This is a genomic window from Actinoalloteichus sp. AHMU CJ021 (assembly GCF_002895405.1).
Lineage (GTDB): Bacteria > Actinomycetota > Actinomycetes > Mycobacteriales > Pseudonocardiaceae > Actinoalloteichus_B > Actinoalloteichus_B caeruleus.
The window spans coordinates 1649855-1663322 of sequence record NZ_CP025990.1; the positions used below are offsets into that span (position 1 = coordinate 1649855).

Annotated in this window: 15 protein-coding genes; 4 read left to right on the forward strand and 11 right to left on the reverse strand. The window is 74.3% G+C overall.

Going from position 1 to position 13468, the window contains the following annotated elements:
• Positions 1–208 precede the first annotated feature (208 nt).
• The 8 genes from C1701_RS06770 to clpS form a co-directional block, all read right to left on the reverse strand.
• Positions 209–1159, reverse strand: a complete 951-nt coding sequence (locus tag C1701_RS06770; RefSeq protein ID WP_026417193.1) for a PLP-dependent cysteine synthase family protein — start codon at positions 1157–1159, stop codon at positions 209–211.
• A 62-nt stretch (positions 1160–1221) separates the two neighbouring features.
• Positions 1222–1494 carry a MoaD/ThiS family protein gene (locus tag C1701_RS06775; protein WP_103055698.1) on the reverse strand — a complete coding sequence of 91 codons (273 nt, stop codon included), beginning with the start codon at positions 1492–1494 and terminating at the stop codon, positions 1222–1224.
• A gap of 71 nt (positions 1495–1565) precedes the next feature.
• A complete protein-coding gene (locus C1701_RS06780; protein WP_026417195.1) occupies positions 1566–2021 on the reverse strand; it encodes a Mov34/MPN/PAD-1 family protein in 456 nt (151 codons plus the stop codon).
• A 9-nt stretch (positions 2022–2030) separates the two neighbouring features.
• Positions 2031–2675: a DUF2017 family protein gene (locus tag C1701_RS06785; protein WP_030104066.1), complete on the reverse strand. Its 645-nt coding sequence runs from the start codon at positions 2673–2675 to the stop codon at positions 2031–2033.
• 2 nt (positions 2676–2677) lie between these two features.
• Positions 2678–2926, reverse strand: a complete 249-nt coding sequence (locus C1701_RS27195) for a hypothetical protein (RefSeq protein ID WP_030146987.1) — start codon at positions 2924–2926, stop codon at positions 2678–2680.
• A 567-nt stretch (positions 2927–3493) separates the two neighbouring features.
• Positions 3494–4576 (reverse strand): P1 family peptidase, encoded by a 1083-nt coding sequence (locus C1701_RS06795; protein WP_026417198.1) that lies wholly within the window; start codon positions 4574–4576, stop codon positions 3494–3496.
• Positions 4573–5136, reverse strand: a complete 564-nt coding sequence (locus C1701_RS06800; protein ID WP_026417199.1) for a DUF2017 domain-containing protein — start codon at positions 5134–5136, stop codon at positions 4573–4575. The genes C1701_RS06795 and C1701_RS06800 overlap by 4 nt, the downstream gene beginning before the upstream one ends.
• Positions 5137–5328: 192 nt before the next feature.
• The gene (gene clpS, locus C1701_RS06805; RefSeq protein WP_026417200.1) at positions 5329–5628 is read right to left on the reverse strand and encodes an ATP-dependent Clp protease adapter ClpS; all 300 of its coding nucleotides are present in this window, start codon (positions 5626–5628) and stop codon (positions 5329–5331) included.
• A gap of 107 nt (positions 5629–5735) precedes the next feature.
• Here clpS and C1701_RS06810 point away from each other — a divergent pair, with 107 nt between their 5' ends.
• The 4 genes from C1701_RS06810 (at position 5736) to C1701_RS06825 (ending at position 11051) form a co-directional block, all read left to right on the forward strand.
• On the forward strand, positions 5736–7034 hold the full coding sequence (locus tag C1701_RS06810) for a nicotinate phosphoribosyltransferase (protein WP_026417201.1): 1299 nt from the start codon (positions 5736–5738) through the stop codon (positions 7032–7034).
• Between the two features lie 81 nt (positions 7035–7115).
• The gene (locus C1701_RS06815) at positions 7116–7685 is read left to right on the forward strand and encodes an isochorismatase family protein (RefSeq protein WP_026417202.1); all 570 of its coding nucleotides are present in this window, start codon (positions 7116–7118) and stop codon (positions 7683–7685) included.
• 142 nt (positions 7686–7827) lie between these two features.
• Entirely contained in the window at positions 7828–8424 is a 597-nt protein-coding gene (locus C1701_RS06820) for a biotin transporter BioY (protein ID WP_026417203.1), read from the forward strand.
• Positions 8425–8918: 494 nt separating this feature from the next.
• The gene (locus C1701_RS06825; RefSeq protein WP_337662170.1) at positions 8919–11051 is read left to right on the forward strand and encodes an ATP-dependent DNA helicase; all 2133 of its coding nucleotides are present in this window, start codon (positions 8919–8921) and stop codon (positions 11049–11051) included.
• Between the two features lie 58 nt (positions 11052–11109).
• Here C1701_RS06825 and C1701_RS06830 read toward each other — a convergent pair whose 3' ends face one another.
• The 3 genes from C1701_RS06830 to C1701_RS06840 all read right to left on the reverse strand — a co-directional run bounded on the left by C1701_RS06830 (position 11110) and on the right by C1701_RS06840 (position 13311).
• Positions 11110–12120 carry an MsnO8 family LLM class oxidoreductase gene (locus tag C1701_RS06830; protein ID WP_337662171.1) on the reverse strand — a complete coding sequence of 337 codons (1011 nt, stop codon included), beginning with the start codon at positions 12118–12120 and terminating at the stop codon, positions 11110–11112.
• 70 nt (positions 12121–12190) lie between these two features.
• Positions 12191–12421: a hypothetical protein gene (locus C1701_RS06835; protein ID WP_337662172.1), complete on the reverse strand. Its 231-nt coding sequence runs from the start codon at positions 12419–12421 to the stop codon at positions 12191–12193.
• Positions 12422–12537: 116 nt separating this feature from the next.
• A complete protein-coding gene (locus C1701_RS06840; RefSeq protein ID WP_103055703.1) occupies positions 12538–13311 on the reverse strand; it encodes a peptidyl-tRNA hydrolase in 774 nt (257 codons plus the stop codon).
• Positions 13312–13468 lie beyond the last annotated feature (157 nt).

The following is a 13468-nucleotide window of genomic DNA, read 5'->3' on the forward strand; positions in this document are numbered from 1 at the left end:
GCGGCGGAACAGCTCGGTCACGTCGCCGGGACCCGCCTCCCGGGGAACCGACATGGGTCCGGCTCCAGGGGCCGTCCCGCGAGGACGCCGCCCCCCTCCGGACGGACCCGACCGCCACCACGACCCACCCTCCGCGTGCTGCCGGGCGGACCGCCGCCGCCCCGGACCGCCGGTGGGGCCGGTCCACGGCTGAAGGAGCAGCGGGCGGTCACGCCCAGAGCTGGGTGTCCAGGCGTTGGGCCGCGTCGGTCAGGTCACCGCTGTAGGCACCGGTGGACAGGTACTTCCAGCCGCCGTCGGCCACCACGAACGCCACGTCACCGGACTCACCCGCGCCGGCGACCTTCTCGGCCACGCCCAGCGCGGCGTGCAGGACGGCGCCGGTGGAGATGCCGGCGAAGATGCCCTCCTCCGTCAGCAACTGCCGGGTGCGGCGGAGCGCGTCGTAGGAGCCGACGGAGTAGCGGCCGGTGAGGACCTCGGGGTCGTACAGTTCGGGGACGAACCCCTCGTCGAGGTTCCGCAGGCCGTAGACCAGTTCCCCGTAGCGGGGCTCCGCGGCGACGACCTGCACGCCGGGACGGTGTTCCCGCAGGTAGCGGCCCACGCCGACGAGGGTCCCCGTGGTGCCGAGCCCCCCGACGAAGTGGGTGATCTCCGGCAGGTCGCGCAGGATCTCCGGCCCCGTCGTCGAGTAGTGGGCCTCGGCGTTCGCCGGGTTCCCGTACTGGTAGAGCATGACCCAGTCCGGGTGTTCCTCGGCGAGTTCCTTGGCCACCGCGACGGCCTGGTTCGAACCGCCGGCCGCCGGGGAGAACCTGATCTCCGCGCCGTAGGCGGCCAACAGTTGCCGACGCTCCACCGAGGTGTTCTCCGGCATGACGCAGATGATCCGGTAGCCCCGGAGACGAGCGGCCATCGCCAGCGCGATCCCGGTGTTGCCCGAGGTGGGCTCCAGGATCGTCGCGCCGGGAGTGAGCCGACCGTCCCGTTCGGCCGCCTCCAGCATGGCCAGGGCCGGCCGGTCCTTGATCGAACCCGTCGGGTTGCGGTCCTCCAGCTTCGCCCACAACCGGACGTCCTCGCTGGGGGAGAGGCGGGCGAGCCGCACCAACGGCGTGTCGCCCAGCGCGTCGAGCAGGGAGTCGTATCTGGCCACGGACTGCTCCTTCGTGGGTTCGCCCCGGGGAGGGCGGCGGCGGCCGGCGGGAGGCGACCCCGTCAGCCGCCGGCGACCGCGGGAAGGATGGTGACGTTGTCGCCGTCCTTGACCTCGGCGTTCAGCCCGCCCGCGAACCGCACGTCCTCGTCGTTGACGTAGACGTTGATGAAGCGGTGCAGCGCGTCCTCCTTCACCAGCCGGGCCTTCAGGCCGGCGTGCCGGGACTCCAGGTCGTCGATGACCTGTCCCAGCGTGCCGCCACTGGCCTCGACGGACTTCTCACCGCTGGTGTGCGTGCGCAGGATGGTGGGGATCGAGACCTTGACTGCCATGGTGGTACCTCCTGATCGGTGCCGTGTTCGGGGAGGGGACGCCGATCCGCACGACGTCCGGCCGGGTCGCCTCAGTCGGCGTCGGGCACGTCGTCCGCTCCCGTGTGGGAGAACATGTACGACTCGACGACGTCGACCTGTTCCTCGGTGACCACCCCGTCGACGATGCGGTAGGAACGCAGTTCGACGTCATGGGCGTCCCGAGTGGACACCAGCACGTAGTGCGCGTCCGGTTCGGACGCGAAGGACACGTCCGTCCGCGACGGGTAGGCCTCGGTGGCGGTGTGCGAGTGGTAGATGACGACGGGGACCTCGTCGGCCTCGTCCATCGCCCGCCAGACCCGCAGCTGTTCCATCGAGTCGAAGCGGTAGAAGGTGGGCGAGCGTTCGGCGTTGACCATCTCCACGAGGCGCTCGGGACGATCCGAGCCCTCCGGTCCGGCGATGACGCCGCACGCCTCGTCGGGGTGGTCCCGGCGGGCGTGGGCCACCATCGCGTCCACGAGGTCGCGTCGGATCACCAGCACAGGTCAATCCTACGGCCGCTGTCGAGGCGATCCCAGATCGTGGGCAGGGGGCCGGCGGTCGTCGACCGGACCTCGCGCGGCCGCTTCGGCAGCCAGTTTCCGCAGCTCGCCGGCCAGGCTGGGGAACACCGTGGTCACCAGGAGACCCCGCACGAAGGCCAACCAGGTGACCGCGACGGCGTCCGGGCGACCCCGGCGGGCGCGGGCCGCGACCCGGAGGTCATCCCGCCGGGCCAGGCGGAGTTGCGCGTGGCCGAGCACGGAGATCCAGTCGGGCACCTCGGCCGGGTCGATCCGCACCTCGGCGAAACCGCCGGCCGCCAACACCCTGCGGGCGGCGGCCAACACCTCGGCGCGCAGCCCGGCCCGCCGCTCGTCCCCGTACCGGGCCTCCACCACCGGGTCCGGGTGGACGGCGGGGAACAACCGGCGGTCCAGGTCCTGGTCGTCGCGGTGCTGCCACCATCGGCGCGCGGGAGCGGCCGGCCGGCTCGGCCCGGCGAGTTCGGCGGCCAGTTCCACCACGAGGTGCCGCAGGACCTCGGCGGTGTCCTCGGACATCGTGAGGACCACCCGGCCGTCGTGCAGGGCCGCCGCCGCGTGTCCGCCCGCCTCCCGCGAGGGAACCGGTGGGGTCATCGCGGGAGTGCTCACCCTCATGCCTCCTGGAGCAGAGTCGGGGACAGCCCGAGGAACTGGAGGCGGGAGGCGATCGCCTCGGCCTCCTCGACGTCCTCGGCACTGGCGATCTCGGCGGAACCGAGCCCTCGGACGGCGAGGGTGCGGCGCAGGGCCTCGTCCGCGCTGACGTGCAGGGTCAGCATCAGCGCCGAGGCAACGGTGGCGATGTCGTTCCTGGCATCGTCGCGAAGCAGCACGGACCACCTGGCCCCTGGTGCGTTCATGATCGGATCATCGGTCGGGTGCCACGGAGTGTTAGCGGCCTCGACGGTGAACTTCCGCCACACGTGGGAGGGAACGGCACCGACTCCTCCGGACGGCCCAGTGGTTCCGTGCCCGGCGTCAACGCGTGCCTCGCGCCCGTCGCCCCGGCGCCGGTACCCAGGCCCCGGCCGGTCGCGTCGGGCGGGGGCGTCCTTGCCGACATCCAGGCCAAGGAGCACCCCGGAACCGCTGTTCGTCCACCTGCCGTTCACTCGCCGCGGGTGGTCACCGGGCAGGGCGTCGACGGCCGGCACCCCCGTGACGACGAGACCTCCCGAGCCGGTGGCCGTGTCCCCATCAGCGGTCTCGACGCCACCAGACCCGGTGACACCACCCCCGGATCATGCGCTCGACTGGGGGCGCCAGTCATGCCGGGCCTGGCGACGACGACTCCTTGACCAGGAGCTCCGACAACGGTGGCGGGGAGGCGTGGCACCGGGTGGGTGCTGGGGAGCCCGGCGAGCGGGGAGACCAGGCGGACCCCGAAGCCGGCGGGAGCGCCCCCGGACCCCGACCCCGCCCCGGCCTCAGCCGAGGGCCGAGGGGTAGAGCTCCCGGTAGCTGGGCACCACACCCCCCGGCGCGGCGGCGAGCACCGCGTGCACCACGGCCCGGGCCACGACGTCCGCCGCGGCCTGCGCGAGTTCGTCCACCAGGGCGGTGCGGGCCGGTCCGGTGGGCGGCAGCGGCCGGCGTCCGGTCGCCAGGGTGAAGAGGGTGTCCCCGTCGAACACCGAGTGCGCGGGGCGGACACTCCTGGCGATGCCGTCGTGGGCGACGGCCGCGACCCTGCCGCACTCGGCGCGGGTCAGGTCGGCGTCCGTGACGACCGCGCCGATCAGGGTGTTGAGGGAGCGGGCCGGTGCGCGCCGGGCCGCGGCGCGGCGGATCTCGTCCGCCGACGGGGGGACCAGGCCGAACTCGCCGGGGAAGCCGAGGGGCCAGCCGAACGGGAGGCCGGTGGCCGGGTCGACCACCTCACCCGCCGGGTTCGCCACCGTCAACGCTCCCACCGTCCACCCCGTGGGGAGCAGGACGCTGGCGGTACCGACGCCGCCCCGCAGCGAGCCGGCGGCCGCGCCGGCACCGGCGCCGACCGACCCGGTGGCCGGTGGTTCCCCGCTGGCGTCCTCGCAGGCGTGGTGGCCGAACCCGGCGTCGGGGACCCGGCCCCACGCGGTCTCCTCCAGGTCGAAGAGCACGGCGGCCGGCACGATGGGCACGACGTTGGGCACCGGCCCGTCGACGGCGCCGCCGGTGTTCCCCGGTTCGGGGCCCACCCGGAACCCGTGTCCCCGCGCGCCCAGCCAGCGCATCACCCCGTCGGCGGCGGCGAGCCCGTAGGCGCTCCCGCCGGCCAGGCAGATCGCGTTGACGCGTTCCACCAGGCGACCCGGGGCCAGCAGGTCGGTTTCGCGGGTGCCCGGGGCGCCGCCCCGCACGTCCACACCGGCGGTGACGCCCTCCGGGGTCAGCAGCACCGTGCAGCCGGTCGCCCAGCCGGCGTCGAGGCGGTGGTGGTGGCCGACCAGGACGCCGGGCACGTCGGTGACGGCGTTCCCGGGCCCCGGGGTCGGCGGCGTGACGTCGGCGGTCCCGGCCCCGGTCACGAGGTCAACGCCTCCACGAGCGTTTCCTGGACCACCGTGAGCCAGTGGTAGACACCCAGGTGCGGGGCCCGGGGGTCGTCCTGCGCGACCTCCTCGGGGCCGTCCTCCCTGATGTCCAGGGCGGTGCCCAGGGCGAGCCGCACGTCGTTCAGCGCGGCCAGCCAGGCGTCGGCCTGCTCGTCCGCCAGCTCGATGCGACCGCCGGACTCCGGGCAGGTGTCCAGCACCACCTGGGCCACCCCGGTCTTGTGCTCCAACAACTCGGGTTCGTGCACCGACCGCAGGGCCGCCGCCGAGTCGCTGTCCCGCTCGCTGAGCTCGCCGTCCTCCTCCTCGGCCCGGTGGAAGTCCGGCAGCAGCCGGCGGAGCACCGGGTCGTCGGGGGCGGTCGAGTGCCCGGTCCGGATCCCGGTGAGCTCGGCCAGCTCGTCCCTGGGACCGTCGTCGGCCCGCCCGGACAGCATCTCGTGGACCTGCCCCACCAGGCCGCGCAGCACGGCGGCCTCCTGCCTGGAGAAGTCGGTGACCAGGACCGTTCCCCGTCGGCTCCACCCGTTCATCGCGCTGTTCCGGCGCACCGCCGACGACCGCCGGCCGCGCCGATCCCCCTTCTCTCCGTGCTCAGTGATCCTGGAAACGCGGTGGTCGCGTGCCGACCCGCGCCGGTCGCCGCGCGCCCGCCGCTGGCGGCCCTGGCGCGGGACGGTGCGCCTGGACGGGTCCGACCGGCACCGCCGGGACAGGCGGGTGGGTCAGGAGTCGCGTTGCATCGTGGCCCACAGGCCCGCGGCGTGCAGCTTCGCCACGTCGGCCTCCACCTTGTCCTTGCCCCCGGAGGACACCACCGCTCTGCCCTTCTGGTGGACGTCCAGCATGAGCTTCGTGGCGTGGTCCTTGCTGTACCCGAACAGCTTCTGGAACACGTAGGTCACGTACGACATGAGGTTCACGGGGTCGTTCCAGACCACGGTCATCCACGGCCGGTCCTCGGAGCCGACCTCGCGACCCAACGGATCGACCTGGGCGCGCTCCAGCTCGACTGGGCTGTTCATGCCTCCATGGTGACATGAGCCATTCGTCCGACCTGTCACGCACCTCACCTCGCGGTGCGGACGCGAGCAGGGCACGCGGTCAGGTCCCCGACGTAGGCTCCTGCCTTATGTCGACGGGACTGCCCTCCGCGAGCACCGCGCTGTTCACCGACCGCTACGAGCTGACGATGCTCTCCGCGTCGCTCGGCGACGGCACCGCCGCCCGGGACTGCGTGTTCGAGGTCTTCGCCAGGAACCTCCCGCTGGGCCGGCGCTACGGCGTGGTCGCCGGACTCGGGCGCCTGGTGGAGGCGCTGCGCGACTTCCGCTTCGGCGAGCGGGAACTGGCCTGGCTGTCCGACGGTGGCGTGGTCGACGAGGCGACGCTGTCGTGGCTGGCGGACTACCGCTTCAGCGGCGAGATCGACGCCTACCCGGAGGGGGAGCTGTACTTCCCGGGTTCGCCGATCATGACGGTGCGCGCCCCCTTCGGGGAGGGGGTGCTGTTGGAGACCCTGGTGCTGTCGGTGCTCAACCACGACAGCGCGGTGGCGTCCGCGGCGGCCCGGATGGTGAGCGCCGCCAACGGGCGCCGGCTGATCGAGATGGGCTCGCGGCGCACGCACGAGGAGTCGGCCCTGGCGGCGAGCCGCGCCGCCTACCTCGCCGGCTTCCACTCGACCTCCAACCTCGAGTGCGGCCGGCGGTACGGAATACCCACGACCGGCACCTCGGCGCACGCGTTCACCCTGCTGCACGACGACGAGGCGACGGCGTTCCGTTCCCAGCTCGCCGTGCTCGGCACCGGCACCACCCTGTTGGTCGACACCTACGACATCGCCCGGGGCATCGAGACCGCCGTGGCGGTCGCCGGACCGGAGCTCGGCGCGATCCGCATCGACTCGGGAGACGTCGGAGTACTGGCCAGGCAGGCCAGGGACCAGCTCGACCGGTTGGGCGCCACCGGCACCAAGATCGTGGTGTCCGGGGACCTCGACGAGTACTCCATCGCCGCGCTGCGCGCGGAGCCGGTGGACGCCTACGGGGTCGGGACCTCCGTGGTGACCGGATCCGGTGCGCCGGCGGCCGGCATGGTCTACAAGCTGGTGGAGGTGGAGGGCAGGCCGGTGGAGAAGAGGAGCGCGCACAAGACCTCGCGGGGCGGGGGGAAGGCGGCGCTGCGCCGGCACCGGCCGACCGGGACCGCCACCGAGGAGGTCGTGTTCCCCACCGCCGGGCCGGTACCGGAACTCGGCCCGCACGACCGGTTGCTCCAACGGCCGGTGTGGCGGGACGGCGGCCCCGTGGCGGACGCGCCCACGCTGGAGGACGGTCGGGAACGGCTGCGCAGGGCGTTGGTGAGCGTCCCGTGGGAGGGACTGACCCTCTCCCGGGGAGAGCCGGCCATCCCGACGGTCTTCGCCTGACCGCGAACGCGCCACCGGACCGGGTGGGACACGCGGCCGGGTGGGAACCCCACAGACGGGCGAGGAGAACGAGGTGAGGACATGACCAGCGCGCTGATCGTCGTCGACGTGCAGATCGACTTCTGCGAGGGGGGAGCGCTCGCCGTCGCCGGCGGGGCCTCGGTGGCCAGGGCGGTCTCGGACCTGATCCGGGGTGGCGAGTACGACCACGTGGTCGCCACCCGGGACTACCACGTGGACCCCGGCGGCCACTTCAGCGGGGACCCCGACTTCGTCGACACCTGGCCGGTGCACTGCGTGGCGGGGACGGCCGGCGCCGCGTTCCACCCCGAACTGGACGTGAGCCGGATCGAGGCGGTGTTCTCCAAGGGCGCCTACTCGGCCGCCTACTCGGGGTTCGAGGGCACGACCGAGCAGGGCACGCCGCTGGCGGACTGGCTGCGCGGCCACCAGGTCGACCGGGTCGACGTGGTGGGGCTGGCCACCGGCCACTGCGTCCGGGCGACCGCCCTGGACGCCGTCGCCTCGGGGTTCCCGACCCGGGTGTTGTTGGGCCTGACCGCCGGGGTCTCCCCGGAGTCCGTCGCCCAGGCCAGGGAGGACCTTTCCACCGCCGGGGCGGAACTGGTGGGGGATCCGCTGACCGTGTGACTCCGCGTGAGGACCCCCGCCCCGACCTACTCGCTGGTAGGGGCGGTGAGGGAGCTCGTGCGTCTGACCACAGCACTACCGGGGGTCGAGCCGTCCCGGTTAGGCTCGCGCCGACAGGCTTGTTCGTGCCAGGGAGGTTTCCGTGTCCGTTGCCGCTTCACCGACGACTACGCCTCGTTACCGAGTGCTCGCCGACGTCGTGCCGGGAGCACTGGCGAGGGACATCGTCCTCGTTCTCGCCGCCGCCGGTCTGGTCGGGCTGACCGCTCAGGTGGTGTTGCCGGTTCCGGGCAGCCCGGTCCCGATCACGGGCCAGACCTTCGGTGTCCTGCTGGTGGGATCCGCGCTGGGGTGGCGGCGCGCGGCGGCGGCGATGGGCGTGTACCTGGCGGTCGGCGCGATGGGCGTGCCGTGGTTCCAGGGCGGCACCGCCTACCTGACCGGTGCCACCGTCGGCTACCTGCTGGGCATGTTGCTCGCCGGCGCCCTGGTGGGGGCCCTCGCGAGCCGTGGCGGCGACCGCACCGTGCTCCGCACGGTGGGGACGATGGCCCTGGGAAACCTGGTGATCTACGCGGTCGGCGTGCCGGGGCTGATGATCGCCGGTGGTCTGAGCCTGGGTGCGGCGCTGACCGTCGGCGTGGTCCCGTTCCTGGTGGGTGACGCGCTGAAGACCGCGCTGGCCGCCGGCGTGCTGCCCGGCGCCTGGTCGTTGGTGAACCGGGGCCGCAAGTCCTGACCTGGCCGCACACGGGCTTCCGGGGGCCGCCGTCGCGACGTCGACGGCGGCCCCCGGCATGTTCGGCCCACCCGGGGCCGCCCAGCACCTGGCCGACCGAGGGGCGGGGGTCCACGACTGGCCGGGAGGTCCCCACCGCTCGGATGCGGGGGACACGGACCGGCTCGCCGTCCGAGCTCGTCAGGGCGGGGTGCGGCGCGCCCCGCTCGTACCCACCCGGGGCCGCCCAACACCCGGCCGACCGAGGGGCGGGGGTCCACGACTGGCCGCCAGGTCCCCACCGCTGTCAGCCCGAGGGCACCTCAAAGCACGCCGCCCCGGCCCCCCGGAGTCGCCCCACCGCACACACACCGGAACACGAGCCCGAACGCGGGCATGACCGCGCCCCCGATCCGCCCGGTCGCGGCGCGGCCCGGCGGGACGCGCGGGGTGGACGGCGCGGTTCGGGGACACTCCGACCGGGCTGACGGCACCACCGGGTAGCGTCTCCCGCTGTGTCCGACGCGCCCGCCAGCATGACCTCGGCCGGGGAGGCCGGCACCGCCACCCTCGACGATCCGGAGCGGGAGCCAACCCCCCGGTCCTCCGACGACGGCGGGCTCCCACCCGTCGACGAGCTGCTCACGGCGGCCGTGGCCGCGCTGGGCGGCGCGCCCCGCCCTGGCCAGCAGCGGATGGCCCAGGCGGTCGCGCGGGCCGTCGACACCGGGGAACACCTGGCCGTGCAGGCGGGCACCGGGACGGGGAAGTCGCTCGCCTACCTGGTTCCCGCGCTCCGCCACGCGGTGGCGCACTCGACGACCGTGGTCGTGTCCACGGCCACCATCGCCCTGCAACGGCAGCTGGTGGACCGCGACCTGCCCCGGCTGGCGAAGGCGCTCGCCCCGCTGCTGGGCAGGGAACCGACCGTCGCGATCCTCAAGGGACGGCGGAACTACCTGTGCCTGAACCGGGTCCACGGCGACGCCCCGGAGGAACCCGAGGGCACGGCGCTCTTCGACGCCTTCGAACTGTCGGCGCTGAGCAGGCAGGTCCGCCGACTCCACGAGTGGTCGTCGGACACGGAGACCGGGGACCGCGACGAACTGGTCCCCGGCGTTCCCGAGCAGGCGTGGCGCCAGGTGTCGGTGACCGCCAAGGAGTGCCTGGGCATGTCGAAGTGCCCGGTGGGGTCGGACTGCTTCGCCGAACGCGCCCGCGCCGAGGCCTCCCGCGCCGACATCGTCGTGACCAACCACGCCCTCCTGGCGATCGACGCGATGGGAGACGCCCCCGTCCTCCCCGAACACGAGGTCGTGATCGTCGACGAGGCGCACGACCTGGTGGACCGGGTGACCTCCGTGGCCACCGTGCAACTGACGGCCGCCGAGATCGCCACCGCCGTCCGGCGGTGCGGCCGGCTGATCCCCGAGGACATCGCGGATCGGCTCGCCGAAGCCGGTGACGGCCTTGCGCTCACCTTCGAGGACCTCTCCCCCGGCGAGCTGTTGGCGTTGCCGCCCGCGTTGGGCGGGGCCGTCGCGGCGGTCCGCGACGCCGCGCACGCCTGCCTGTCCGCGTTCGGTCCGAACCGCCGGGAGGACGCCGAGGCCAGCGCGGCCAGGAAGATGGCGGTGTCCGGTCTCGACGAGCTCCACGACACGGCCGTCCGGCTGCTCGACGCCTTCGAACCCGAACTCACCGAACGACGGGACGTGGTCTGGCTGACGCGTCCGTGGGGCGACGGCCCGGCCACCCCACCCGCGCTGCGGGTCGCTCCGATCGGGGTCGGCGGTCTGCTGCGGGAGAAGCTGTTCGGCCCCCGCACGGTGGTCCTGACCTCCGCGACCCTGACGCTGGGCGGGTCCTTCGACACCCTGGGCCGGCAGTGGGGGCTTCCCGCCGGGCCGCGCCCGGCCGCCCCGGTGGACGGCGTGGCCACCGAGGAGGAACCACCCCGGTCCGACGGGCCGGCGTGGAGCGGCCTCGACGTCGGGTCGCCCTTCGACCACCCCCGCAGCGGCATCCTCTACGTCGCCAGGCACCTCCCCAAACCAGGCCGGGACGGGCTGCCCCCGGAGTACCTGGACGAGCTGGCCGAACTCGTCACCGCAGCCGGCGGCCGCACCCTGGGCCTGTTCTCCTCCACCCGGGCGGCGAAGCAGGCCGCCGAGGTGTTGCGGGAACGGGTCGACGTCCCACTGCTGTGCCAGGGCGACGACAGCACACCCCTGCTCGTCCGCGAGTTCAGCGAGGACCCCGCCGCCTGCCTGTTCGGCACGCTCTCGCTGTGGCAGGGGGTGGACGTGCCGGGGCCGTCCCTGCAACTCGTGGTCATGGACCGCATCCCGTTCCCCCGTCCGGACGACCCGTTGGCCACGGCACGGCAGCGCGCGGTGGCGGCCAGGGGCGGGAACGGGTTCCTCTCCGTCGCGGGTACCCACGCCGCGCTGCTGCTCGCCCAGGGAGCCGGCCGGTTGCTGCGGTCCGTGCACGACCGGGGCGTGGTCGCGGTCCTGGACCCCCGGCTGATGACGGCCGGCTACGGGGGATTCCTGCGGGCGTCCCTGCCACCGTTCTGGCCCACCACCGACCCCGGGGTGGTGCGGGGCGCCCTGGAGCGGCTGCGCCGGGCCGCCGAGGACTGACACCGCGGCGACGTCACCGGGCCGCCTCCGGGGCGGGCCTGGCGCCCGGCCGGCCGCGTCAACCGGGGAGGCTTCCCGGGGACTGGGCTCCGAAGATCTCCGCGAGCAGCTGGTCCGAGCGCCGCAGGGCGTCCCGGTCGTAGGTGCTGGTCGAGGCGAGCAGCTCGTCCGCCCCCGTCACCGCCAGCAGCCGGCCGAGGTGCTCGGCGACCTCGGTCCGGTCGCCGTGGATCGCCCCGGAGCGGGTCTCCTCCAGGTAGCGGCGTTCACGGTCGGTCAGGTCGCGGGCCTGGACGTCGGACACCGGTTCCAGCGGTGGGAACTCGCCGCGCGTCCGGGCGGCCGCCATCGCCCACGCCTCCGGCAGCAGCAGGTCGGCGGCCTCCGCCGCCGAGTCGGCGACCATGACGTCCAGGGACACCACGACGTGGGGCCGGGGCTGGCTCGGGGACGGCCGGAACGCTTCCCGGTAGCCGTCCAGGACCGCTCGGGTCCGGCCCGGATCGCGGTCGATGTCCAGCAGTGGCCCGGCGACCACCACGGGCAGGCCCGCCTCGGCCGCCAGCCCCACCCCGCCGCCGCCGGTGAGCACGAAGAGCGGCACGGTTTCCTCGGGCGCCGGCCGCAGCGTCACCGCGCCCGTCCCGGACAGGTAACCGGCGAGTTCCGCCACGTCGTCGGCGAAGGTGTCGGGGGCGTCCCTGTCCCGCCGCAGGGCCCGCCGGACGGGAGGCGTGAAACCCAGCGAGCGCCCGAGCCCGAGGTCCACCCGGCCCGGGTACAACGCGGAGAGCGTGGAGAACTGTTCGGCCACCACCAGTGGTGGGTGGTTGGGCAGCATCACCCCACCCGCGCCGACCCGGATGCGCGAGGTCCTGGCCGCCACCGCACCGACCAGCACGGCCGGGCTCGCCCCCGCCACCCCGGGCACGGCGTGGTGTTCGGCCACCCAGAAGCGGTGGTACCCGAACCGCTCCGCCCAGTTCGCGCGCTCCACGGTGTTCCACACCGCCCGCGAGTCGGGCGAGCCCGCGCGCGTGCGGGAGCGGTCCAGCAGGGACAGCCTCACCGTGTCGAACCCCATACCGGGTACAACCCGGGGCGCCGGTGATTCCTGCCGGGTGCTCGTGTCGCCTGGGTCACGTCGAGAGCGGGGAGCGCTCCGCTCGTGGCATCCGGGCTACCCGGCCACGGATGGCGTCGATCCTGGCTGCCATGCTCTCGGCGCTCTCCGGGTCGATCGAGACCCTCCCGGCGGCGGCCTCGGCCCTGAAACGGGCGATGCCGCCCACCATCCTGCCGGTCGCGGCGTCACCGCCGCCGGCTCCACCCGTCTCGACGTGCACGGCGAACCGCCCCCTCCTCAGCACGGTTCGGACCCGATCAACCCAGCATGCCGGCAGGCTCTCCGCCCCGGATTCCCACCGGCGAGGACCTGCCGGCTCCGGGGCTGGCCGAGCCGGCACCTCCGCCGGACGGCACCGGGTCACCGCCACTCGGCGATGACGGTGACCGTGCCCGGCGCGATCTCGGTGAACCCGGCGTCCCGGACCGCCACGACCCCCCGGTCGCGCCAGGCCGACGCCGGGTCCGCGCCCGGTGACACCCGTCGCCAGGTCGCGTGGTCGGCCTGGCGCACCGCGCAGCGGAAGTCCCGGTCCGCCCATTCCCGCAGCCGGGTCACCCCACCCGTGTCCTGCTCGGTCAGTGCCGCCAGCAGCATGGAGGCGTGGCCCACCTGGGCCGCCGCCTTGCCGGCCGTCATCGTCGTCTCCGGCGTCAGCCAGAGCACCGGGACTCCGGGTTCCGGCGGGCCGGGTTCGTCGACCGGCACCTCGCTCCCGGAGATCTGGAGGCGGGTCAGTTCCCGTGGCATGTCCGCGACCCGGCTCGGCAGCAGCGCCCTCGCCGACCCGGTGGGCAGTTCCACCGTGTGCCCCGGGAGCTGCTGGACCGCCTGCCAGTGCGCCCCCCTCGCCCGGCGGGACACCTTCCTGATGCGCCCCGACACCCAGGTGGCGACCGCCTCGTGCCACTCCCCGCCCGGCGCGGCGCGGTCGTCCAGGGTGACGGCGAGGGCGGCCGAGGCGGCCGCCTCCAGCAACGCGGTGCGCGTCGGGGGGTCGCCGCGTTCGATGCGCAGCACCACCGGCATCAGGACGACCCGATCGGGGTCCTCCTCCGTGGTGTCTCCGGTCGACTCGGCCGGCAGGCCGAGCCAGTGCGCGTACCTGGCGGCCAGGGGTGCGAGGACGGACATGCCCCAATCCTGCCAACTCACGCCACGTCACCGGTCAGGCGCGTCCGCTCCTCGGCCTGGCGGCGCCCGCACCCGGTGCGACTTGGCGCGGCTGGCAGTAGCGACCCGGCGGGCGGGCCGGCTGGCACCGCCCCCCGGTCGCACGTCCTCGCGGCGG